Origin of the sequence: Acidovorax sp. SDU_ACID1, from assembly GCF_045291395.1 — a bacterium.
In the GTDB taxonomy this organism is placed as follows: domain Bacteria; phylum Pseudomonadota; class Gammaproteobacteria; order Burkholderiales; family Burkholderiaceae_C; genus MR-S7.
Genome location: NZ_CP152342.1, coordinates 1,539,220 through 1,561,407 on the forward strand (window position 1 = coordinate 1,539,220; position 22,188 = coordinate 1,561,407).

At 69.7% G+C, this 22,188-nt stretch carries 15 protein-coding genes and 2 pseudogenes; 1 reads left to right on the forward strand and 16 read right to left on the reverse strand.

Translation table 11 applies throughout. From position 1 onward, the window contains the following. Nucleotides 1-41: 41 nt before the first annotated feature. Nucleotides 42-3,697, forward strand: a pseudogene (locus tag AAG689_RS07630) (hydantoinase B/oxoprolinase family protein). Nucleotides 3,698-3,746: 49 nt separating this feature from the next. Here the strand turns inward: AAG689_RS07630 and mnhG are convergent. The 16 genes and pseudogenes from mnhG to gyrA all read right to left on the reverse strand — a co-directional run bounded on the left by mnhG (nucleotide 3,747) and on the right by gyrA (nucleotide 22,155). After that, nucleotides 3,747-4,121, reverse strand: a complete 375-nt coding sequence (gene mnhG, locus AAG689_RS07635) for a monovalent cation/H(+) antiporter subunit G (protein WP_406625438.1) — start codon at nucleotides 4,119-4,121, stop codon at nucleotides 3,747-3,749. Beyond that, nucleotides 4,118-4,339, reverse strand: a complete 222-nt coding sequence (locus tag AAG689_RS07640; protein ID WP_049696871.1) for a K+/H+ antiporter subunit F — start codon at nucleotides 4,337-4,339, stop codon at nucleotides 4,118-4,120. The genes mnhG and AAG689_RS07640 overlap by 4 nt, the downstream gene beginning before the upstream one ends. Before the next feature lie 56 nt (nucleotides 4,340-4,395). Further along, nucleotides 4,396-4,887, reverse strand: coding sequence for a Na+/H+ antiporter subunit E (locus AAG689_RS07645; RefSeq protein ID WP_020228010.1), 492 nt, complete (start codon nucleotides 4,885-4,887; stop codon nucleotides 4,396-4,398). Beyond that, nucleotides 4,884-6,620 (reverse strand): monovalent cation/H+ antiporter subunit D, encoded by a 1,737-nt coding sequence (locus AAG689_RS07650; RefSeq protein ID WP_406625439.1) that lies wholly within the window; start codon nucleotides 6,618-6,620, stop codon nucleotides 4,884-4,886. The genes AAG689_RS07645 and AAG689_RS07650 overlap by 4 nt, the downstream gene beginning before the upstream one ends. After that, entirely contained in the window at nucleotides 6,617-6,982 is a 366-nt protein-coding gene (locus AAG689_RS07655) for a Na+/H+ antiporter subunit C (protein WP_020228012.1), read from the reverse strand. Before AAG689_RS07655 ends, AAG689_RS07650 begins: the two co-directional genes overlap by 4 nt. Beyond that, nucleotides 6,982-9,954, reverse strand: coding sequence for a monovalent cation/H+ antiporter subunit A (locus AAG689_RS07660; protein WP_406625440.1), 2,973 nt, complete (start codon nucleotides 9,952-9,954; stop codon nucleotides 6,982-6,984). The genes AAG689_RS07655 and AAG689_RS07660 overlap by 1 nt, the downstream gene beginning before the upstream one ends. Before the next feature lie 89 nt (nucleotides 9,955-10,043). Then, nucleotides 10,044-10,358 (reverse strand): ComEA family DNA-binding protein, encoded by a 315-nt coding sequence (locus AAG689_RS07665; protein WP_406625441.1) that lies wholly within the window; start codon nucleotides 10,356-10,358, stop codon nucleotides 10,044-10,046. Next, nucleotides 10,355-11,508 (reverse strand): annotated as a pseudogene (gene lapB / locus AAG689_RS07670) (lipopolysaccharide assembly protein LapB). Before lapB ends, AAG689_RS07665 begins: the two are co-directional and overlap by 4 nt. Continuing rightward, nucleotides 11,498-11,800, reverse strand: coding sequence for a lipopolysaccharide assembly LapA domain-containing protein (locus tag AAG689_RS07675; protein ID WP_406625442.1), 303 nt, complete (start codon nucleotides 11,798-11,800; stop codon nucleotides 11,498-11,500). Before AAG689_RS07675 ends, lapB begins: the two are co-directional and overlap by 11 nt. A 110-nt stretch (nucleotides 11,801-11,910) precedes the next feature. Next, on the reverse strand, nucleotides 11,911-12,246 hold the full coding sequence (locus tag AAG689_RS07680) for an integration host factor subunit beta (RefSeq protein WP_020228017.1): 336 nt from the start codon (nucleotides 12,244-12,246) through the stop codon (nucleotides 11,911-11,913). An 86-nt stretch (nucleotides 12,247-12,332) separates the two neighbouring features. Then, nucleotides 12,333-14,018, reverse strand: a complete 1,686-nt coding sequence (gene rpsA, locus AAG689_RS07685; protein ID WP_020228018.1) for a 30S ribosomal protein S1 — start codon at nucleotides 14,016-14,018, stop codon at nucleotides 12,333-12,335. A gap of 176 nt (nucleotides 14,019-14,194) precedes the next feature. Then, on the reverse strand, nucleotides 14,195-16,216 hold the full coding sequence (locus AAG689_RS07690) for a bifunctional 3-phosphoshikimate 1-carboxyvinyltransferase/cytidylate kinase (RefSeq protein WP_406625443.1): 2,022 nt from the start codon (nucleotides 16,214-16,216) through the stop codon (nucleotides 14,195-14,197). After that, nucleotides 16,216-17,115 carry a prephenate dehydrogenase gene (locus AAG689_RS07695; protein WP_406625444.1) on the reverse strand — a complete coding sequence of 300 codons (900 nt, stop codon included), beginning with the start codon at nucleotides 17,113-17,115 and terminating at the stop codon, nucleotides 16,216-16,218. Before AAG689_RS07695 ends, AAG689_RS07690 begins: the two co-directional genes overlap by 1 nt. Before the next feature lie 12 nt (nucleotides 17,116-17,127). Further along, entirely contained in the window at nucleotides 17,128-18,243 is a 1,116-nt protein-coding gene (gene pheA, locus AAG689_RS07700) for a prephenate dehydratase (protein ID WP_020228021.1), read from the reverse strand. Between the two features lie 104 nt (nucleotides 18,244-18,347). Continuing rightward, nucleotides 18,348-19,457: a 3-phosphoserine/phosphohydroxythreonine transaminase gene (gene serC, locus AAG689_RS07705; protein WP_406625445.1), complete on the reverse strand. Its 1,110-nt coding sequence runs from the start codon at nucleotides 19,455-19,457 to the stop codon at nucleotides 18,348-18,350. Nucleotides 19,458-19,524: 67 nt separating this feature from the next. Beyond that, complete coding sequence (gyrA, locus tag AAG689_RS07710; RefSeq protein WP_020228023.1) at nucleotides 19,525-22,155, reverse strand: DNA gyrase subunit A; 2,631 nt, start codon at nucleotides 22,153-22,155, stop codon at nucleotides 19,525-19,527. Nucleotides 22,156-22,188: the final 33 nt, after the last annotated feature.

Consider the following 22,188-nt stretch of genomic DNA (forward strand, 5'->3'; position numbering starts at 1 on the left):
GCCCATCCATTATGGGGAAACGTGACGGCGGGACGATGCACATGGCGACGAAACTCTGGCAGTTCTGGGTAGACCGGGGCGGCACCTTCACCGATATCGTGGGGCGGCGCCCGGACGGCGCGCTGGTCACGCACAAGCTGCTGTCGGACAACCCCGGCCATTACCGCGACGCGGCCGTGGCGGGCATCCGCGCCCTGCTGGGCCTGGGGCCGCACGAGCCCGTCACCCCGGACCGCGTGGAGTGCGTGAAGATGGGCACGACGGTGGCCACGAACGCGCTGCTGGAGCGCAAGGGCGAGCCCACGCTGCTGGTGACCACGCGCGGGTTCCGGGATGCGCTGCGCATCGCCTACCAGAACCGGCCGCGCCTGTTCGACCGCCGCATCGTGCTGCCCGAGCTGCTCTACAGCCGCGTGATCGAGGCGCAGGAGCGCGTGGGCGCGCACGGCGAGGTGGTCGAGCCGCTGGACGAGGAACACCTCAAGGAGCGACTATGGGCCGCCTACGACGCCGGCCTGCGCAGCGTGGCCATCGTGTTCATGCACGGCTACCGCTACACGGTGCACGAGGAGGCGGCGGCGCGGCTGGCGCGGCAGGCGGGCTTCACCCAGGTCAGCACCTCGCACGGCACGAGCCCGCTGATGAAGTTCGTCAGCCGCGGCGACACCACGGTGGTGGACGCCTATCTCTCGCCCATCCTGCGCCGCTATGTGGAGCAGGTGGCGGCCGAGATGCCCGGCGTGCCGCTCTACTTCATGCAGTCCTCCGGCGGGCTCACGGACGCGCACCGCTTCCAGGGCAAGGACGCGATCCTCTCGGGTCCGGCCGGCGGCATCGTGGGCATGGCGCGCACGGCGGCGCTGGCCGGCCACGCGCACGTGATCGGTTTCGACATGGGCGGCACCTCCACCGACGTGAGCCACTTCGCCGGCACGTTCGAGCGCGAGTTCGAGACCCAGGTGGCCGGCGTGCGCATGCGCGCGCCGATGATGAGCATCCACACCGTCGCGGCGGGCGGCGGCTCCATCGTGGAGTTCGACGGCGCGCGCCTGCGCGTGGGACCGCACAGCGCGGGCGCCAACCCCGGCCCAGCGAGCTACCGCCGCGGCGGGCCGCTGGCGGTGACGGATGCCAACGTGCTGGTGGGCAAGATCCAGCCTGCCTGGTTCCCGCGCGTGTTCGGCCCCGCGGCCGACCAGCCGCTGGACGCGGATGTGGTGCGCGCGCGCTTCCAGGCGCTGGCCGCGCAGGCGGGCCGCAGCGCGCAGGACTTGGCGCACGGCTGCATCCAGATCGCCGTGCAGCAGATGGCGGGTGCCATCAAGAAGATCTCGGTGGCGCGGGGCTACGACGTCACGCGCTACACGCTGCAGTGCTTCGGCGGCGCGGGCGGGCAGCACGCCTGCCTGGTGGCGGATGCGCTGGGCATGCAGCGGGTGCTGGTGCATCCGCTGGCCGGCGTGCTGTCGGCCTACGGCATGGGCCTGGCCGACCAGAACGTGATGCGCGAGCGGGCGGTGGAGGCGCGCCTGGCGCCCGAGGCCCTGCCGGCCATCGCCGCCGCGCTCGACGTGCTGGCCGAGGCCGCGCGGGCGGAGATGGCGGGCAGCGGCGCGCCGGGCGCCGGCGTGGCGGTGCACCGGCGCGTGCACGTGCGCTACGAGGGCTCGGACGCCGCCCTGGTCGTGCCGTTCGGCGACCTGCCGGCCATCGTGGCGGCCTTCGAGGCCGCCTACCGCCAGCGCTTCGCCTTCCTGCTGCAGGGCAAGGCGCTGATCGCGGAGGCCGTGTCGGTGGAGGCGGTGCTGGCCGGCGACGCGCCGGCCGAGCGCACGCTGCCGCTGCATGGGCCGCGCACGGTGCCGCGCCGCGACACGGTGCGCATGTTCACCGTGGGCCTGGATGGCGCGCCCGCGTGGCACGACGCGGCCCTGGTGGTGCGCGAGGACCTGCGCGCGGGCGACGTGCTGCAGGGGCCGGCCGTCATCGCGGAGAAAAACGCCACCACCGTGGTCGAGCCCGGCTGGCAGGCGCACCTGACCGCGCTGGACCACCTGGTGCTGGAGCGCTGCGTGTCGCGCGCCGAGCGGCATGCGGCGGGCACCACGGCCGACCCGGTGCTGCTGGAGGTGTTTAACCACCTGTTCATGAACATCGCCGAGCAGATGGGACTGCAGCTGCAGAACACGGCGCATTCGGTGAACATCAAGGAGCGGCTGGACTTCTCGTGCGCGCTGTTCGACGCCGAGGGCCAGCTCATCGCCAATGCGCCGCACATGCCGGTGCACCTGGGCAGCATGGGCGAGAGCATCAAGACCGTCATCGCGCGCAACCGCGCCGGCATGCGGCCGGGCGACGTGTACGTGCTCAACGACCCGTACCACGGCGGCACGCACCTGCCGGACATCACGGTCATCACGCCGGTCTACATCGGCGCGGATGCGGACGGGGAGGGCGCAGCGCCCACGTTCTACGTGGGCAGCCGCGGCCACCATGCGGACGTGGGCGGCGCCACGCCGGGATCGATGCCGCCGTTTTCCACGCGCATCGAGGAAGAGGGCGTGCAGATCGACAACTTCAAGCTGGTGGAAGGCGGCGTGCTGCGCGAGGCCGAGATGCTCGCGCTGCTGCAAGGCGGCGCCTACCCCAGCCGCAACCCGCAGCAGAACCTGGCCGACCTGAAGGCGCAGATCGCCGCGAACGAGAAGGGCGTGCAGGAGCTGCGCCGCATGGCCGGGCAGTTCGGGCTGCCGGTGGTGCAGGCCTACATGCGCCATGTGCAGGACAACGCGGAAGAATCCGTGCGCCGCGCCATCACGCGCCTGGCCGCGCGGGTGAAGGACGGGCGCTTCACGCTGCCGCTGGACAATGGCGCGCAGATCCAGGTGGCCGTACGCATCGACGCGGCCGCGCGCAGCGCGGTGATCGACTTCACCGGCACCTCGCCCCAGCAGGCCAACAACTTCAACGCGCCCACGGCCGTGTGCATGGCGGCGGTGCTGTATGTGTTCCGCTCGCTGGTGCAGGACGCCATCCCGCTCAACGCGGGGTGCCTCAAGCCGCTGCAGGTCATCATCCCGCCGGGCTCCATGCTCCACCCCCATCCGCCCGCGTCGGTGGTGGCGGGCAATGTGGAGACGTCCACCTGCATCACGAACGCGCTGCTGGGGGCGCTGGGCGTGTCGGCGGCCAGCCAGTGCACGATGAACAACTTCACGTTCGGCAACGCGCGCCACCAGTACTACGAGACGATCGCCGGCGGCAGCGGCGCGGGGGCGAGTTCGACGGGGCAGGGGCGCTCGTGGGCGGCTTCGACGGCACGAGCGTGGTGCAGACCCACATGACCAATTCGCGCCTGACCGACCCGGAGGTGCTGGAGTTCCGCTTCCCCGTGCGGCTGGAGGGCTATGCCATCCGCGCGGGCTCGGGCGGCGCGGGCCGCTGGAAGGGCGGCGACGGCGGGGTGCGGCGCATCCGCTTCCTGGAGCCCATGACTGCGGGCATCCTGTCCAACGGCAGGCTGCACGGCGCCTTCGGCATGGCCGGCGGCGTGGCGGGCCGGCCCGGCATCAACCGCGTGGTGCGCGCCGACGGGCGGGTGCAGGTGCTGGAGCACATCGGCCAGGCCGCGATGGAGGCCGGCGACGTGTTCGAGGTCCACACGCCGGGCGGCGGCGGCTTCGGCTCGCCGGTTTGAGTGAAAAATGGCTGCAGCGCTTGTCCAACAAGTGCGGGCAGCTATGATTTCAGGAGTCCCGGTCTTCGCCGCTGCCGGTCATGCGGCTCAGGCTCTGCGGCACCGCCTCGCCGGAGCGCCGGGCGCGGAAGAGGGCGGCGCGCATCAGGAAGATGCTGGTCACGGGCACGGTGATGGCGACGAACAGGGCGATCAGCAGCACGTGCAGCGCCAGGAAGCCTTCCTGCACCGAGAAGTACACGAGCGCGCCGTGCATCACGCACCAGCAGCCCATGGTGGCGATGATGGAAGGCGCGTGCACGCGCTCGAAGTAGCTCTTGAGGCGCAGCAGGCCGAGCGAGCCCATGAACGCGATGAGCGCGCCGCACAGCACCACCGCGGAGATGGCGATGTCCAGCCACAGCGGCAGGGGCTGGCCGTTCATTCGATCACCTCGCCGCGCAGCAGGAACTTGGCCATGGCCGTGGAACTGGCGAAGCCCAGCAGCGCGATCAGCATCGCGGCCTCGAAGTAGTTGGTGCTGCCGTAGTAGATGCCCAGCACCAGCATGAACAGCATGGCGTTGAGGTACATGCAGTCCAGCGCCAGCACGCGGTCTTGCGCCGAGGGGCCCTTGAGCACGCGCACGAGGCACATCACCATGGCCAGGGCCAGGAGGAACAGGGCCACGGGCAGGGCCCAGGAAAGCACGGGACTGCTCACTCGAATATCTCCATCAGCGGGCGCTCGTAGCGCGTTTTGACATGGTCGATGACGGCCTGGGCGTCGTCGACCTCCAGCACGTGCAGCATCAGCGCGGAGCGGTCCAGCGACAGTTCGGCCCACACGGTGCCGGGCGTGATGCACACGATCATGGCCAGCACGGCCAGCGCATTCGGGTCGCGCAGCTCCAGCGGGATCTTCACGAACGCGGGCGGATGGCGGCGCTGGGAGGGCAGCAGCAGGAAGCGCACCACGGCGATGTTGGACTGGGTGGTGTCCACCATGACGGCGAAGCACAGGCGCAGCGCCGTGCCCAGGTGGCGCACGCGCACCTTCTGCGGGCGCAGCTCCTTGAACAGCACGGGCAGGCCCAGGGCCAGGAGCAGCGCCAGGATCATGTGGCCCGCGCTGACCGAATGGTTCAGCAGCAGCCACATCACGAACAGGCCCAGCGAGATCAGGGGCGCGGGAAAGAGCTTCTTCATCATGGCGCGGCTCCTTCGGGGCGGCCCTCGATAGGGCGGCCCTCGGCGGCGGCCGTCGTGGGGCCCGGCTTGGGCGTGGCGGACATCACCGCGCGCACATAGGTGCCCGGCGCGTGCAGCGCGTTGGCGGTGGCTTCCGTGAAGCGCATCACGCCGTCGGCCTGCATGGTGAGCGCCACGCAGATGCCCAGCAGCACCGCGATGGGCATGCCTTCCATCACGCGCAGCCGGGGCGTGGGCCGGTCGTGGCTGGCCCAGAAGTGGCGGATGCCCGAGCGCGTGAGCGCCATGAGCGCCACCAGGCCGGTGCCGATCATCAGCCCCAGCAGGCCCCAGCCCCAGGGGCCGAGCTGCGTGCCGGCCGAGGAGCCCAGGCCCAGCGGGTTGAGCAGGGCCGTGAGCATGGCGAACTTGCCCACGAAGCCCGACAGCGGCGGCATGCCGGCGATGACCAGCGTGCACATGAGGTAGGTCAGGCCCAGGAAGGCTGCGGCGGCGGGGATCACGCGGCCCACCAGCACCTCCTCGTCCTCGTCGAGGTTCAGGCCCGTGGAGGGCACCAGCTCGGGGGTGAGGAAGGGAGCGTCGTCGTCCATCTCGTAGGGCGCCAGCGTGGAGCCGTCGTTGCGCCAGCGGTCGATCAGGTCGGCCAGCAGGAAGAGGGCGCTCACCGCCAGCGTGGAGCTGGGCAGGTAGTAGAGCAGCCCGGCGGTGAGCCCGTTCTGACCGAAGCCCGCCGCCGCCAGCAGCGTGCCGGAGGACAGCACCGCCGCATGGCCCGCCAGGTGGGTGAGGCGCTGCGAGCCCATCATGCCGATGGCGCCGAAGGCCATGGTGGCCATGCCTCCGGCGACCAGCCACAGGCTGCCGAACAGCGCCGAGGGGCCGGCCTCGCTGCTGAACAGCAGCGTCCACAGGCGCAGCAGCGTGTAGACGCCCACCTTGGTCATGATGGCGAACAGCGCGCCCACGGGCGCCGTGGCGGCGCTGTAGGCGGGCACCAGCCAGAAGTTGAGCGGCCACACGGCGGCCTTGATGAGGAAGGCCGTGGCGAGGATGGCCGCCGCGGCGTGCAGCAGGCCGCGGTCGGCGTCCGACACCTGGGGCACGCTCTGCGCTAGGTCGGCCATGTTGAGCGTGCCGGTGATGCCGTAAAGCATCGAGGCGCCGATGAGGAACAGCGAGGAGGCCGCTAGGTTGATGGCGATGTAGTGCAGCCCCGCCTGCACGCGTGCGCGCCCCGAGCCGTGCAGCAGCAGGCCGTAGGAGGCCGCGAGCATGATCTCGAAGAACACGAACAGGTTGAACAGGTCCGCCGTGAGGAAGGCGCCGCCCAGCCCCATGAGCTGGAGCTGGAACAGCGTGTGGTAGTGCACGCCGGCGCGGTGCCAGCGCGCGCCTGCGAACACGATGGAGCACAGGGCCACGATGCCGGTCAGCACCAGCATCAGCGCCGACAGGCGGTCCAGCGCGAGCACGATGCCGAACGGTGCGGGCCAGTTGCCAGGCAGGTACACGCCCATGGTGGCGGGGGCGCCGGCCTGGTGCGTCCAGACCAGCAGGGCGATGGCGATCAGCAGGCCCGCCAGCGTGGAGAAGATGTTGAGCGTGAGCTTGAGGCGCTGCTTTTCCTCGCGCAGCAGCATCATGAACGCGGCCGTGAGCATCGGCAGGCCGATGGGGGCCAGCATGAGGTGCGGCATCAGCGTGGAGGTGAAGTCGGCCAGGCGGCTCATTGCATCTCCTGGACGTCGCGTGAGAGCGTGCCGTCCACGTGGTCGGTGCCGGCCATGCCGCGCGAGGCCAGTAGCACCACGAGGAAGAGGGCCGTCATGGCAAAGCCGATGACGATGGCCGTGAGCACCAGCGCCTGCGGCAGGGGGTCGGTGTAGTGCAGCAGGTCCTGCGGCACGCCGGGCCGGAGCACGGGCTCCTTGTTGACCTCCAGGCCCAGCCGCCCCATGCTGAAGATGAACAGGTTCACCGCATACGACAGCAGCGACAGTCCCATGATGACCTGGAAGGTGCGCGGGCGCAGCAGCAGCCAGACGCCCGAGCCGGTGAGCACGCCGATGGACAGGGCCAGGATGGTTTCCATCAGCGGGCTCCCTGCGGCGCGGGGGCAGCCGTCTCGTCGTCGTAGGCCACCACGGCGGCCAGGGCTTGCTGTTCTTCTTCCATGAGTCGTGCGTGGTAGCGGTGGCCACGCACCGACTGGTGGGCGATGGCCGTGAGGATGAGCAGGGTGGCGCCGACGACGAGCGAGAACACGCCCATGTCGAAGAACATGGCGCTGGCCACGTGGATGTCGCCCAGCACCGGCAGGTGCAGGTGGGCGGTGTGGCTGGTCAGGAAGGGGTAGCCCGCGGCGATCGCGCCCAGGCCGGTGGCCAGCGCCAGCAGCAGGCCCGTGGCGATCCAGCGGCGGGGCATCAGCGGCAGGTGTGCCTCCACCCACGAGGTGCCCGAGACGATGTACTGCAGAACCAGCCCTACCGAGAACACCAGCCCGGCCACGAAGCCGCCGCCCGGCTGGTTGTGCCCGCGCATGAACAGGTAGAACGCCACCAGCGCGGTGAACGGCAGCAGCAGGCGCACCAGCACGGCGGGCACCATGAGGTAGCCGACGGCCGTGTCCTGCGCGTTGCGCGGGTTCAGCAGGTCGGTCTGCAGGTCGGCAGGCAGGAAGCGCTGCTGCTCGGGCAGGTCCATGGTTTCGCGCGCAGGGCGGAAGCGCCGCAGCAGCGCGTAGACGGTGAGCGCCACGATGCCCAGCACCACGATCTCGCCGAAGGTGTCGAAGCCGCGGAAGTCGACCAGCATCACGTTGACCACGTTGGTGCCGCCGCCCTCGGTCAGCGCGCGCTCCAGGAAGAAGGTGGAGGTGCTCTCGGGGAAGGGGCGGCTCATCATGGCGAAGGCCAGCCAGGCCATGCCGCCGCCGGCGCCGACGGCCAGCAGCAGGTCGCGCAGGCGGCGCGCGCGCGCCAGCATGGGGCGGGGGTCGGCGGGGGGCAGGCTCTGGTCGCGCTTGGGCAGCCAGCGCAGGCCGAGCAGGATGAGGATGGTGGTGACGATCTCCACCGCGATCTGCGTGAGCGCCAGGTCGGGCGCGGAGAACCACAGGAAGGTGATGCAGGTGCACAGCCCGGCGCCGCCCACGAGCGTGAGCGCGGCCATGCGGTGGTACTTGGCCTGCCAGGCCGCGGCCAGCGCGCAGCTCACTCCGACTATCCAGATCACGACGAACGCGGGGGACAGCGGCAGCGTGCCCCGGTCGCCCAACTGCACGCCCAGCTTCCACAGCGGCAGGGCGCCCGCGCTCAGCGTGGCGAGCACCAGCCACAGCATCTGCCACTGCAGCCGCTGTGTGGACAGCAGGCGCCGCCCGCTGCGGCCCCAGCGCGTGAGCAGCGTGAGCGAGGCCTCGAAGAAGCGGCGCCCGCTGATGCGCCACATGAGCGGCGGCGCGTCCACGTGGCCCTGGTTGCGCTGCCAGCGCAGCAGCAAATACAGCGCCGTGCCGCCCGCGAGCGCCACCAGGCTCATCACGAAAGGGGTGTTGATGCCGTGCCACACGGCCAGGCTGAAGGCCGGCAGCTCGCCGCCGACCACGGGCAGGGCGGCGGCGTCCAGGTATTTGCCCACCGACCAGGCGGGAACGATGCCCACCACCAGGCAGGCGCAGACCAGCAACTCGACCGGCACGCGCATCCAGTGCGGGGGCTCGTGCGGCGTGTGCGGCAGGTCGGTGGCGGGCGGGCCCCAGAACACGTCGGCGATGAAGCGCAGCGAATAGGCCACGCTGAACATGCCGGCCACCGTGGCGGCCACGGGCAACGCCATGGCCACGAAGGGCGTGGCGTCGAGGAACACCGTCTCGGCGAAGAACATTTCCTTGGACAGGAAGCCGTTGAGCAGCGGCACGCCGGCCATGGCCGCGCCGGCGACCGTGGCCAGCGTCGCGGTGACCGGCATCATGGTGCGCAGGCCCGACAGGCGCCGGATGTCGCGCGTGCCGCTCTCGTGGTCCACGATGCCCGCGGCCATGAACAGCGACGCCTTGAAGGTCGCGTGGTTCATGATGTGGAACACCGCCGCCACGGCGGCCAGCGGGCTGTTGAGGCCCAGCAGCAGCGTGATCAGGCCCAGGTGCGAGATGGTGGAGTAGGCCAGCAGCCCTTTCAGGTCGTGCTGGAACATGGCTGCGTAGCCGCCGATCAGCAGCGTGAGCACGCCCGCGCCGCCCACGAGCCAGAACCAGGGCTCGGTGCCGCCCATCACGGGCCACAGGCGCGCCAGCAGGAACACGCCCGCCTTCACCATGGTGGCCGAGTGCAGGTAGCTGGACACGGGGGTGGGCGCGGCCATGGCGTTGGGCAGCCAGAACTGGAACGGGAACTGCGCGCTCTTGGTGAACGCGCCCAGCAGCACCAGCACCAGGGCCGTGAGGTACAGCGGGTGGTCGCGCACCAGCTCGGCCGAGCCCAGCACGCGGTCGAGGTCGTAGCTGCCGACGATGTGGCCCACGACGAGCAGGCCGGCCAGCAGGCACAGGCCGCCGGTGCCGGTCACGGTGAGCGCCATGCGCGCGCCGCGGCGTGCATCCTCGCGGTGGTGCCAGTAGCCGATGAGCAGGAACGAGAACAGGCTGGTGAGTTCCCAGAAGAACACCAGCTGGATGAGGTGGCCCGAGAGCACCACGCCCGCCATGGCGCCCATGAAGGCGAGGAAGAACGAGAAGAAGCGCGGCACGGGGTCGGCCGGCGACATGTAGTAGCGCGCGTAGAGCACCACCAGCGCCCCGATGCCGAACACCAGCATGCTGAACATCCAGGCGAAGCCGTCCATGCGCACGACCAGGTTCATGCCCAGCGCGGGCAGCCAGGCGATCTCCTGGCGCAGCACGCCGCCGTCCGCCACCTCGGGGAAGTACATCGCCGTCTGCACGGTGCAGAACAGCGCGATCAGCCCCGCCAGCGTGGACTCGGTGTTGCGCGCGTTGGCGGGCAGCACGGCGGCCATCAGGCTTCCGACGAAGGGCAGGACGATGAGGAGAATCAGGGACATGGGTGCCTGATTCTACGGGGAAGCTCCGCGCGCGCTGCTATGAAAACCCGAGCAGCTACCGGCGATTGGGTCAGCGTCTGCCCATGGTTTCAATGGCCGGGTGCCGTGGAGGGGGGCCGGCGGGCCGCCTGCGGGTACGCGGCGCCGTTCACGGTGAGGCCCTCGGCCGACAGCCGGCCGGCCGCCGCGGGGCCGATGCCCTTGACGCGGGCGATGAGGTCGCGCCAGTCGCTGAACGGCCCCCGGGCGCGCTCGGCCAGGATGCGGCCGGAGAGCGCGGGGCCGATGCCCTTGACGCCGTCCAGGTCGGCCACGCCCGCTTGGTTCACTTCCACCGCCGCCAGGGCGCAGGCCGCGTGCAGCAGCAGCGCGCCCAGGCACAGCAGGCGCCGCGGGGCGTTCACAGCTCCTCCACGCGGCGGGCGGGGTAGCTGTCCCAGGTCTGGCAGCCGGGGCATTGCCAGAAGTGCTGGCGCGCCTCGAAGCCGCAGGCCGCGCAGCGGTAGCGCGTGAGTGGCTTGGCGGCCTGCTCGAGCGCGCGCTGGATCTGCGGGTGGAACTGCTCGTGCGCCAGCGTCTCGCCGGCCAGCCATTTGGTCGCGGCCACGAGCGAGGGCTCTTTTTCCAGGTGGCGCACGTACCAGCCGCGCGCGTCCTGGGGCGTGCTGCCGCCTGTTTCCAGCGCCACGATGGCGTCCAGCAGGTCGAGCGAGGGCATGTCCTGGTAGTGCGCCTGCAGCAGGGCCAGGGCCTGTTCGGCGCGGCCGGTGGCCTGGGCGGTTTCCACGAGCAGGGGCGCGGCCAGGGGCAGCGCGGCGGGGGCCGCCTGGGGCAGCTCCAGCAGGGTGTGCAGCGCCGCGGCGGCGTCGCCCGTGCGCTGCTGCAGGCGCGCCAGCTCGATGCGCGCGCGCGGTGCGCGCGGCGCGATCGCGATGGCCTGCGCGAGCAGGGCCTGGGCGGCGGCGGTTTCCCCCGCGCGGCCTGTGCCAGGGCCTGCTCGCACAGGTAGTGGGCCTGGCGGGTGCTGAAGTCGCCCTGCTGCGCGGCCTGCATGCGCTGCGCGATCTCGGTGGCCTGGGGCCAGTCGCGCGAGCGCTCGTAGATGGCCAGCAGGGCCATGCGGGCCTGGGCCTCGAAGGGCGAGCCTTCCAGGCGGCGCAGCGCGTCTTCGGCGCGGTCGAGCAGGCCGGCCTTGAGGAAGTCGAGCGCCAGCGCGTGCTGGGCACGCTCGCGGTCGGCGCGGGAGAGGTCGCCGCGCGAGAGCAGGTGCTCGTGCACGCGCACGGCGCGGTTGTATTCGCCGCGGCGGCGGAACAGGTTGCCCAGGGCGAAGTGCAGTTCGGTGGTGTCGGGGTCGTTCTGCACGGCCTCGATGAAGGCGTCGATGGCCTGGTCCTGCTGTTCATTGAGCAGGTAGTTCAGCCCCTTGAAGTAGGCCTTGGGCGCGCGGCGGTTCTCGTCGCGCAGCTGGCGCAGGTCGAAGCGCGAGGCGAGCCAGCCCAGCCCGAAGGCCAGCGGCAGCCCCAGCAGGAGCCAACTGAGGTCAAATTCCATGGATGGTCGGGGGCAGGGCGGACTCGGGCGCGGGCGGGGCCGCCACTGCGGCGGCAGGCTGCTCCGCCTGGATGCGGCGCACCGCGCTGCGGTGGCGCCACCAGCGGGGCACCATGCCCAGCACGCCGACGGCGACGCCCAGCGTGAACGCGGCCAGCACGATCAGCACCAGCGGCGCGTTCCACCGGGTGCCGAAGAAGAAGTGCACCGTGGTGTCCTGCTGGTTGTTCAGCGCGAAGGCGAAGAGGGTGAAAAAAATGGCTGCCTTGAGCAGCCACAGGAGGTATTTCATGCGGCTCCCCAGTGGTGGCGAGATTCTACGGTCTGCCACCCGCACGGTGCCGTTCGCGGCGTTTTAGGGGTAAAACAAGGCTCCAGTGCTTGTCCAGCAAGCGCAGGCAGCTATGGTTTTTGCTGTTCCGGCGCGCCGGTGCGCTGGTCCACGGCCTCGCGCAGGGCCTTGCCGGGCTTGAAGTGCGGCACGCGCTTTTCGGGGATCTGCACGGCTTCGCCGCTGCGCGGATTGCGGCCCATGCGGGGCGGGCGGCGGTTGACGGAAAAGCTGCCGAACCCGCGGATCTCGATGCGGTGCCCGCGCACCAGGGCATCGCCGATGGCATCCAGAATGGTCTTGACGGCGTACTCGGCATCGCGCTGGGTGAGCTGGCCGAAGCGGGCGGCCAGTTCTTCGACGAGGTCAGATCGGGTCATGGTGTTCTCGGGTGCGTAGCGGGGCAAAAAGCAGCGGGCGCCGTGGCGCCCGCTGCGGTGGCCGCCACCCCGGAGGATGGCGGCCGGTTCAGTGCCTGGAGACAGGCTCCGGCTTACTTGTCGGAGTTGTCCAGCTTGGCGCGCAGCAGGGCGCCCAGGCTGGTGGTGCCGGCGTTTTCCTTGGCCGACTGGGCCGACAGGTGGGCCATGGCGCCTTGCTCGTCGGCCATGTCCTTGGCCTTGATCGACAGCTGGATGTTGCGGGTCTTGCGATCCACGTTGACCACCACGGCGGTGATTTCGTCGCCTTCCTTGAGCACGTTGCGGGCGTCTTCCACGCGGTCGCGGGAGATTTCCGAAGCGCGCAGGTAGCCCACGATGTCTTCGCCCAGGTCGATCTCGGCGCCGCGCGCGTCAACCGTCTTGACCTTGCCGGACACGGTCTGGCCCTTGTCGTTCACCGTCACGAAGGTGGTGAACGGGTCGCCGTCGAGCTGCTTGATGCCCAGGGAGATGCGCTCGCGGTCCACGTCCACGGCCAGCACGATGGCCTCGACTTCCTGGCCCTTCTTGTAGTTGCGCACGGCGGATTCGCCGGGCTCGTTCCACGACAGGTCGGACAGGTGCACCAGGCCGTCGATGCCGGCAGCCAGGCCCACGAACACGCCGAAGTCGGTGATGGACTTGATCGGGCCCTTGACGCGGTCGCCGCGCTTGGTGTTCTGCGCGAATTCCTGCCAGGGGTTGGCCTTGCACTGCTTCATGCCCAGGCTGATGCGGCGCTTGTCTTCGTCGATCTCCAGGACCATGACTTCGACTTCGTCGCCCAGCGACACGAGCTTGGAGGGAGCGACGTTCTTGTTGGTCCAGTCCATCTCGGAGACGTGCACCAGGCCTTCGATGCCGGGCTCCAGCTCGACGAACGCGCCGTAGTCGGCGATGTTCGTGACCTTGCCGAACAGGCGCGTGCCCGAGGGGTAGCGGCGCGACACGCCCAGCCAGGGATCGTCGCCCATTTGCTTGAGGCCCAGCGAGACGCGGTTCTTCTCGGTGTCGAACTTGAGGATCTTGGCCGTGATTTCCTGGCCGGCCTGCACCACCTCGGAGGGGTGGCGAACGCGGCGCCATGCCATGTCGGTGATGTGCAGCAGGCCGTCGATGCCGCCCAGGTCCACGAACGCACCGTATTCGGTGATGTTCTTGACCACGCCCTGCACGATGGCGCCTTCCTTGAGCGTTTCCATCAGCTTGGCGCGCTCTTCGCCCATGGAGGCTTCCACCACGGCGCGGCGGCTCAGCACCACGTTGTTGCGCTTGCGGTCGAGCTTGATGACCTTGAACTCCATCGTCTTGTTTTCGTACGGAGTCAGGTCCTTGACGGGACGGGTGTCGATCAGCGAGCCGGGCAGGAAGGCGCGGATGCCGTTGACCAGCACCGTCAGGCCGCCCTTGACCTTGCCGGAGGTCGTGCCGGTCACGAAGTCGCCGGATTCCAGCGCCTTTTCCAGTGCCAGCCACGAAGCCAGGCGCTTGGCGGTGTCGCGCGACAGGATGGTGTCGCCGTAGCCGTTCTCGATGGAGCCGATGGCCACGGACACGAAGTCGCCCACCTGGACTTCGATCTCGCCCTGGTCGTTCTTGAATTCGTCGATCGGCACGTAGGCTTCGGACTTCAGGCCAGCGTTCACGACGACGAAGTTGTGCTCCACGCGCACGACTTCGGCGGTGATGACCTCGCCCGGACGCATTTCGGTGCGTTGCAGCGATTCTTCAAACAGGGCGGCAAAAGATTCAGACATGTATTTCCTCAAGCCACGGACAGGTTTCCGGCGGCACCATTGCCACCGTTTCTAAGACTGCCTGCGGAGGTTGTGCGGTGGTTGCACCGCGGGTCAGGGTGGATGAACCGCACGGCCGGTGCGCTGTCAGGGCGCGGAGGGAGCCGTGCGGGCCGTTTGCCGGCCGTGCGGACGTGTTACGTGCCGAACGGCTGGCGTGCCTGCCACCAGTCCAGCACCTGCGCCACGGCCTCGTCGATCGTGAGCGCGGAGCTGTCCAGCAGCGCGGCGTCTTCAGCGGGCTTCAAGGGCGCGACGCTGCGGGTGCTGTCCCGTGCGTCACGCGCTTCCAAGTCCGCGCGAAGGTCGGAGATATTAGCCGAAATCCCCTTGGAAATCAACTGCTTATGGCGCCGCTCGGCGCGGCAGGCGGCGCTGGCCGTGAGGAAGACCTTGAGCGGCGCCTTGGGAAAGATCACCGTGCCCATGTCGCGCCCGTCGGCGACGAGCCCCGGCAGGCGCCTGAAGCCGTGCTGCAACCCTACCAGGGCCTCGCGCACGGCGGGCAGGGCGGAGACGCGCGAGGCGTTCATGCCCGCTTCCTCGGTGCGGATGGCGTCGGTCACGTCGTCCTCGCCCAGCAGGATGCGGCCGCCCTCGAAGCGCACGGGCAGGCCACGCGCCAGTTGGGCGATGCGCGTCTCGTGCGCGGCGTCGATCGCCAGGCCGGCGCGCAGGGCGGCCAGCGCGGCGATGCGGTAGAGGCTGCCCGAATCGAGGAAGTGGTAGCCCAGCCGCTCGGCCACCGCCGCCGCCACCGTGCCCTTGCCCGAGGCGGTGGGGCCGTCGATGCACAGCACGGGGATGCGCGCATCCGGCGAGCGGGCCACCTGGAACAGCGCCTCGAAGTAGTCGGGGAAGGTCTTGGCCACGCACTGCGGGTCTTCGATGCGCACGGGCAGGCCCGCCGGGTTGAAGGCCGCGAGCGAGAAGCACATGGCCACGCGGTGGTCGTCGTAGGTGTGGATGCTGGCGGCGCGCCAATCGGCCGCGGTGGCGGGCGGGGTGACGCGCAGGTAGTCGGCGCCTTCCTCGACCGTGGCGCCAAGCTTGCGCAGCTCGGCCGTCATGGCGGCGATGCGGTCGGTTTCCTTGACGCGCCAGCTCGCGATGTTGCGCAGGGTGGTGGTGCCCTCGGCGTAGAGCGCCATCACGGCCAGGGTCATCGCCGCGTCGGGGATGTGGTTGCAGTCCAGGTCGATGGCCTTGAGTGGCCATGCGCCGCGCGAGACGTGCAGCCAGTTGGGCCCGCCTTCGACGCGCGCGCCCATGGCCTGCGCGGCTTCGACGAAGCGGATGTCGCCCTGGATGGAGTCCAGTCCTACTCCCAGGATCTTGATGCCATTTTGGCCATCAGCGCCCGTGGATAAAGCGCCAAGCGCTATGAAATAACTAGCGGAAGAGGCATCCGCCTCGACATGGATGCGCCCTGGCGAGCGGTAGCGGCTGCCCGCGGGGATGGTGAAGCGCTGCCACGCCTCGTGCCGCACGGCGATGCCGAAGCGCGCCAGCAGCTCCAGGGTGATGTGGATGTAGGGCCTGGAGATCAGCTCGCCCATCACCTCGATCACCACGTCCTGCGTGCGCGCCACCAGCGGCAGCGCCATGAGCAGCGCGGTGAGGAACTGGCTGGACACGTCGCCGCGCACGCGGATAGGCGCATCCAGGCGCAGGAGCGGCACGCCGCCGCCCTGGGCGATGGACAGGGGCGGGTAGCCCTCGTTGCCGAGGTAGTCGATGCGGCAGCCGAGCTGGCGCAGGGCGTCCACCAGGTCGCCGATGGGGCGCTCGTGCATGCGCGGCACGCCCGACAGCGTGAACTGGCCGCCGAGCAGCGCCAGCGCCGCGGTGAGCGGGCGCATGGCCGTGCCGGCGTTGCCCATGAACAGCTCGGCGGGCGAGCGCGGCACGGCTTGTCCCAGGCCGGTGATGCGCACCAGGCCGCCGCCGGCTTCCTCCACGGCGCAGCCGAGCTGGCGCAGCGCGTCGAGCATGACGCGCGTGTCGTCCGAGGCGAGCAGGTCGTGCACCTCGGTCGTGCCCTCGCTCAGGGCGGCAAGCAGCAGCACGCGGTTGGAGATGCTCTTGGAGCCCGGCAGCCGCACGTCGCCGCCGGCGTGCGCCAGCGGGGGCAGGTCGAGAAACGCGGTGCGGTACATCAGGCTTCCTTGTGTGGCTGCGCTGCGCCCTTGCGCTGCGCGCCCATGCGCCAGTGGGCGCGGGTCTGGCTGGCCAGCGTGATCAGGTCTTCCAGCGGCTGCTCGCTGCCCTCCTGCATGGCGGCCTCCAGGTCGTGCAGCGCCTTCTGGAACAGGCGCGACTGGGCCAGCACCTCGGCGCTGTTGGCGCGCAGGATGTCGCGCCACATCTTCGGGTCGCTGGCGGCGATGCGCGTGAAGTCGCGAAAGCCCGGGCCCGCCAGCGAGAGGAAGTCGTCGGCCTCGGGCTGCGCGGTGATGCTGCCCATCATGGCGAACGCCAGCAGGTGGGGCAGGTGGCTCACGGCGGCGAAGGCGGCGTCGTGCGCCTCGGGCGCCATGCTGCTCACGCGGCAGCCCAGCTGGGTCCACAGTGCCTCGGCGCGCTGCAGGTGGGCGGTGAGGGTGCGCTCGGTGGGGGTGAGGATGACCTGGCGGCCGTGGTACAGCTCGGCGTCGGCATGCTCCACGCCCGATACTTCGCGCCCGGTGATCGGGTGGGCGGGCACGAAGGAGGCGACCTGGCTTTGCAGCGCGCGGCGCGCGGCCAGCACCACGTCGGCCTTGGTGGAGCCCACGTCCATGATGAGCATCTGCGGCGTGACCAGGTGGCGGATGGCCTTGAGCGTCGATTCGGTAGCGGCCACGGGCACGGCCAGCAGCACGATGTCGGCGCCGGCGGCGGCCAGCAGGGCCGAGGGCGCCTCCACGTCGATCACGCCGAGCTGGCGCGCGCGGTCGGTGGTGGAGGGTGACTTGCTGTAGCCCACCACGCGCTTGACCAGGCCTGCCTTCTTCATCGCCAGGGCGAACGAGCCGCCCATGAGGCCGCAGCCGATGAGGCCGAGTTGCTCAAACATGGCGGCCCTTCCTCACGCGGCCACCGGGTACGTGCCCAGCACCTTGTAGAAGGCGGCGAGCTCCTGTAGCTCGGCCAGCGCGGCGGCGACGTTGGCCTGGGCAGGGTGGCCCTCGATGTCGATGTAGAAGTAGTACTCCCACTGTCCGGTGCGCGCGGGGCGCGACTCGAAGCGCGTCATGGACACGCCGTGCTTCTTGAGCGGCACCAGCAGGTCGTGCACGGCGCCGGGGCGGTTGGGCACGGAGATGATGAGGCTGGTGCAGTCCTTGGCCGAGGGGGCGGGCGTGGCCAGCGTGTGCGGCAGGCAGATGACGGCGAAGCGGGTGCGGTTGTAGGCGTCGTCCTGGATGGCGTGGGCCACCACGTGCAGGCCGTACTGCTGGGCCGCGCGCTCGCTGGAGATGCCGGCCCAGGCCGGGTTGGTGGCGGCCAGGCGGGCGCCCTCGGCGTTGCTCGACACCGGGCGGCGCTCGGCATGCGGCAGGTGCTTGGACAGCCAGGCCTGGCACTGCGCCAGCGCCTGGGGGTGGGCCAGCACGGCCTCGATGCCCCCGGCCGAGGGGATCTGGCGCAGCAGGTTGTGGCGCACCAGCAGGCTCACCTCGCCCACGACGTGGCAGGGGGTGTGCAGGAACATGTCGAGCGAGCGCGTGACCACGCCCTCGTTGGAGTTCTCCACGCCCACCACGCCGTACTGCGCGCTGCCCGCGGCGGTGGCGTGGAACACCTCGTCGAAGTTGGCGCAGTACATCAGGTCGGCCGCGCCGCCGAAGTATTCGATGGCCGCCTGCTCGCAGAACGTGCCCTCGGGGCCCAGCACGGCCACGCGCTGGGGCGACTCCAGCGCCAGGCAGGCGGACATGATCTCGCGCCAGATGGCGGCCACGTGCGCGCCCTTGAGCGGGCCGGGGTTGGCGCGGGTGATCTTCTCGATCACCTGGGCCACGCGGTCGGGGCGGAAGAAGGGCGTGCCCTCGCGTTTCTTCAGCTCGCCCACCTGCTCGGCCACGTGGGCGCGCTGGTTCAGGAGGGTGAGCAGCTGGTGGTCCAGCGAGTCGATCTGCACGCGCAGGTCGGCCAGGGCGGGACTGGCCTGGGGGGTGATGCTTGAAGGGTTGTCTGCCATGGTTTTGATAGCTGCCTGCGCTTGCTGGTAGTGGGTTCTGGTATGAAAACTACCTGAAACCCTGGTCCTTCAAGCGCAAGCAGCTCATTTTTTATGAGTGGTTTTCAGGCGGCGCTGCGCTCGAAGTCGCGCATGTAGTCCACCAGTGCCTGCACGCCGGCCAGCGGCATCGCGTTGTAGATGCTGGCGCGCATGCCGCCCACGGACTTGTGGCCCTTGAGCTGCAGCAGCCCGCGCTCCCTGGCGCCGGCCAGGAAGGCGTCGTTGCGCGATTCGTCGCGCAGGAAGAAGGGCACGTTCATGCGCGAGCGGCAGGTGGGCGCCACCTTGTTCACGTAGAACTGCGACTGGTCGATGAAGCCGTAGAGCAGCGCGGCCTTGGCGATGTTGCGTGCCTCCATCGCCGCCACACCGGTGGCGCCGCCCTCGCGCTGGCGCTTGAGCCATTGGAAGGTGAGCCCGGCCACATAGATGCCCCAGGTGGGCGGCGTGTTGAACATGGAGCGGTTCTCGGCCACCACGCGGTAGTCGAAGGCCGTGGGGCAGGCGGGCAGGGCGTGACCCAGCAGGTCCTCGCGCACCACCACCAGCGTCAGGCCGGCCGGGCCCAGGTTCTTCTGCGCGCCGCCGAAGGCCAGGCCCACGCGGCTCCAGTCGACGGGGCGCGAGGCCACGTGCGAGGAGAAGTCGATGACCAGCGGCGCGTCGCTGCCGAGTGCGCGCAGGTCGGGCAGCTGCTGGAACTCGACGCCGTGGATGGTCTCGTTGCTGCACAGGTGCACGTAGCTCGCGCCGCGCGAGAGCTGCCAGGTGGTCGGGTCGGGCAGGGTGGTGAAGTGGCTGTCCTCGCCCGATGCGGCGGTATGGACCTCGGCCGCGTACTTCTGCGCTTCCTTGCGCGACTTCTGGCTCCACGCGCCCGTGACCACGAAGTCCACCGTGGCCGCGCGCGAGAGGTTCAGCGGCACGATGGCGTTCTCGGCCAGGCCGCCGCCCTGCATGAACAGGATCTTGAACTGCGGCGGGATGGCCAGCAGCTCGCGCAGGTCGGCCTCGGCCTGCTCGCAGATGGCGATGAATTCCTTGCCGCGGTGGCTCATCTCCATCACCCCCATGCCGCTGCCGTGCCAGTCGAGCATTTCGGCGGCGGCCTGTTGCAGCACTTCCTCCGGGATGGCGGCCGGGCCGGCCGAGAAGTTGTAGGGGCGGTTCATGGTCTATGGGTCAAATAGGCCTCCAGCGCTCGGCTGGCAAGCGCTGGCAGCTATGGTTTTTGAAAATTCACTCGTCGGCGGGCGCGGGCGCATCGCCCTCTGCATCGGCGGCGTTGGCGTCGTTCTCCACGATGCGCTGCAGGCCGCCGAGCTTGGCGCCCTCGTCCAGGCTGATCAGCGTCACGCCCTGCGTGGCGCGGCCGAGTTCACGGATCTCCGACACGCGCGTGCGCACCAGCACGCCGGTGTCGGTGATGAGCATGATCTCGTCGTCGGCATGCACCAGCGTGGCGGCCACGACCTTGCCGTTGCGCTCGCTCTGCTGGATGGCGATCATGCCCTTGGTGCCGCGCCCGTGGCGGGTGTATTCGGTGATGGGGGTGCGCTTGCCGTAGCCGTTCTCGGTGGCGGTCAGCACGCTCTGCGTTTCGTCTTCGGCCACCAGCATGGCGATCACGCTCTGGCCGTCTTCGAGCATCATGCCGCGCACGCCGCGCGCCTGGCGGCCCAGCGGGCGCACGTCGTTCTCGTCGAAGCGCACGGCCTTGCCGCCGTCGCTGAACAGCATCACGTCGTGCTGACCGTCGGTCAGCGCCGCGCCGATGAGGTAGTCGCCTTCGTCCAGGTTCACGGCGATGATGCCGCCCTTGCGCGGGTTGCTGAATTCGTCGAGGGCCGTCTTCTTCACCGTGCCCATGCTGGTCGCCATGAATACGAAATGATCGGCCGGGAAGCTGCGGAACTCGCCGGTGAGCGGCAGCACCACGTTGATCTTCTCGCCCTCTTGCAAGGGGAACATATTGACGATGGGCCGCCCGCGCGAGCCGCGCGAGCCCGCGGGCACTTCCCATACCTTGAGCCAGTACAGCCGGCCGCGGTTGGAGAAGCACAGGATGTAGTCGTGCGTGTTGGCGATGAAAAGCTGGTCAATCCAGTCGTCTTCCTTGGTCGCCGTGGCCTGCTTGCCGCGCCCGCCGCGCTTCTGGGAGCGGTATTCGGACAGGGGCTGGCTCTTGATGTAGCCGGTGTGGCTCAGCGTCACCACCATGTCGGTGGGCGTGATCAGGTCTTCGGTGGAAAGATCCTGCGCGCTGTGCTCGATCAGGCTGCGGCGCGCGCCCAGCTTGGTCTGGCCGAACTCCTGGCGCACGGCGGTGAGTTCCTCGCCGATGATGGTCGAGACGCGCTCTGGGCGGGCTAGGATGTCGAGCAAGTCCTCGATCACGGACATCACGTCCTTGTACTCGGCGACGATCTTGTCCTGCTCCAGCCCGGTGAGGCGCTGCAGGCGCATCTGCAGAATCTCCTGCGCCTGCGTGTCCGAGAGGCGGTACAGGCCGCCCGCCTGCATGCCGTACTCGCGCTCCAGCCCTTCGGGGCGGTAGTCGTCGGCATTCACCACGCCGCCGTCCTCGCGGGTGCGCGTCAGCATCTCGCGCACCAGCTGGCTGTCCCACGAGCGGGCCATCAGCTCGGCCTTGGCGACCGGCGGCGTGGGCGATTCGCGGATGATGCGGATGAACTCGTCGATGTTCGCCAGCGCCACGGCCAGGCCTTCCAGTACGTGGCCGCGCTCGCGCGCCTTGCGCAGCTCGAACACGGTGCGCCGCGTCACCACCTCGCGGCGGTGCTGCAGGAAGACCTGGATCAGCTCCTTGAGGTTGCACAGGCGCGGCTGGCCGTCCACCAGCGCCACCATGTTCATGCCGAAGGTGTCCTGCAACTGTGTCTGCTTGTACAGGTTGTTGAGCACCACCTCGGGCACTTCGCCGCGCTTGAGTTCGATCACCAGGCGCATGCCGGACTTGTCGGACTCGTCCTGGATGTGGCTGATGCCCTCGAGCTTCTTCTCGTGCACCAGCTCGGCCATGCGCTCCTGCAGCGTCTTCTTGTTGACCTGGTAGGGCAGCTCGTCGACGATGATCGCCTGGCGCTGGCCCTTGTCGATGTCCTCGAAGTGGCACTTGGCGCGCATCACCACGCGCCCGCGCCCCGTGCGGTAGCCCTCCTTCACGCCGTTGATGCCGTAGATGATGCCGGCCGTGGGGAAGTCGGGCGCGGGGATGATCTCCATCAGCTCGTCGATCGACGCCTCGGGGTTGCGCAGCAAGTGCAAACAAGCGTCAACCACTTCGTTGAGGTTGTGCGGCGGGATGTTGGTCGCCATGCCCACGGCGATGCCGGCCGAGCCGTTGACCAGCAGGTTCGGCAGGCGGCTGGGCAGCACCAGGGGCTCCTGCTCGCTGCCGTCGTAGTTGGGGCCGAAATCGACGGTTTCCTTGTCGATGTCCGCCAGCATCTCGTGCGCGATCTTCGAGAGGCGGATTTCCGTGTAGCGCATCGCCGCCGCGTTGTCGCCGTCCACCGAGCCGAAGTTGCCCTGGCCGTCCACCAGCATGTGGCGCAGCGAGAAGTCCTGCGCCATGCGCACGATGGTGTCATACACCGCGCTGTCGCCGTGCGGGTGGTACTTACCGATCACATCGCCGACGATACGGGCCGACTTCTTATAAGGACGGTTCCAGTCGTTATTGAGCTCGTGCATCGCGTAGAGCACGCGCCGGTGCACGGGCTTGAGGCCGTCGCGGGCATCGGGAAGCGCCCGGCCCACGATCACGCTCATGGCGTAATCCAGATAGCTGCGGCGCATCTCCTCCTCGAGGCTGATGGGCAGGGTTTCTTTGGCGAACTGGGTCATGGCGGCAGGCAGCAGGCAGGGAAGAGGGCGGCG

Bases quoted from the DNA above. Each gene is read 5' to 3' on its own strand.
- mnhG (WP_406625438.1), bottom strand. From the start codon at position 4,121: ATGAACGGCCAGCCCCTGCCGCTGTGGCTGGACATCGCCATCTCCGCG.
- AAG689_RS07640 (WP_049696871.1), bottom strand. From the start codon at position 4,339: ATGGTGATGTGCCTCGTGCGCGTGCTCAAGGGCCCCTCGGCGCAAGAC.
- AAG689_RS07645 (WP_020228010.1), bottom strand. From the start codon at position 4,887: ATGATGAAGAAGCTCTTTCCCGCGCCCCTGATCTCGCTGGGCCTGTTC.
- AAG689_RS07650 (WP_406625439.1), bottom strand. From the start codon at position 6,620: ATGAGCCGCCTGGCCGACTTCACCTCCACGCTGATGCCGCACCTCATG.
- AAG689_RS07655 (WP_020228012.1), bottom strand. From the start codon at position 6,982: ATGGAAACCATCCTGGCCCTGTCCATCGGCGTGCTCACCGGCTCGGGC.
- AAG689_RS07660 (WP_406625440.1), bottom strand. From the start codon at position 9,954: ATGTCCCTGATTCTCCTCATCGTCCTGCCCTTCGTCGGAAGCCTGATG.
- AAG689_RS07675 (WP_406625442.1), bottom strand. From the start codon at position 11,800: ATGAAATACCTCCTGTGGCTGCTCAAGGCAGCCATTTTTTTCACCCTC.
- rpsA (WP_020228018.1), bottom strand. From the start codon at position 14,018: ATGTCTGAATCTTTTGCCGCCCTGTTTGAAGAATCGCTGCAACGCACC.
- AAG689_RS07690 (WP_406625443.1), bottom strand. From the start codon at position 16,216: ATGTACCGCACCGCGTTTCTCGACCTGCCCCCGCTGGCGCACGCCGGC.
- AAG689_RS07695 (WP_406625444.1), bottom strand. From the start codon at position 17,115: ATGTTTGAGCAACTCGGCCTCATCGGCTGCGGCCTCATGGGCGGCTCG.
- pheA (WP_020228021.1), bottom strand. From the start codon at position 18,243: ATGGCAGACAACCCTTCAAGCATCACCCCCCAGGCCAGTCCCGCCCTG.
- serC (WP_406625445.1), bottom strand. From the start codon at position 19,457: ATGAACCGCCCCTACAACTTCTCGGCCGGCCCGGCCGCCATCCCGGAG.
- gyrA (WP_020228023.1), bottom strand. From the start codon at position 22,155: ATGACCCAGTTCGCCAAAGAAACCCTGCCCATCAGCCTCGAGGAGGAG.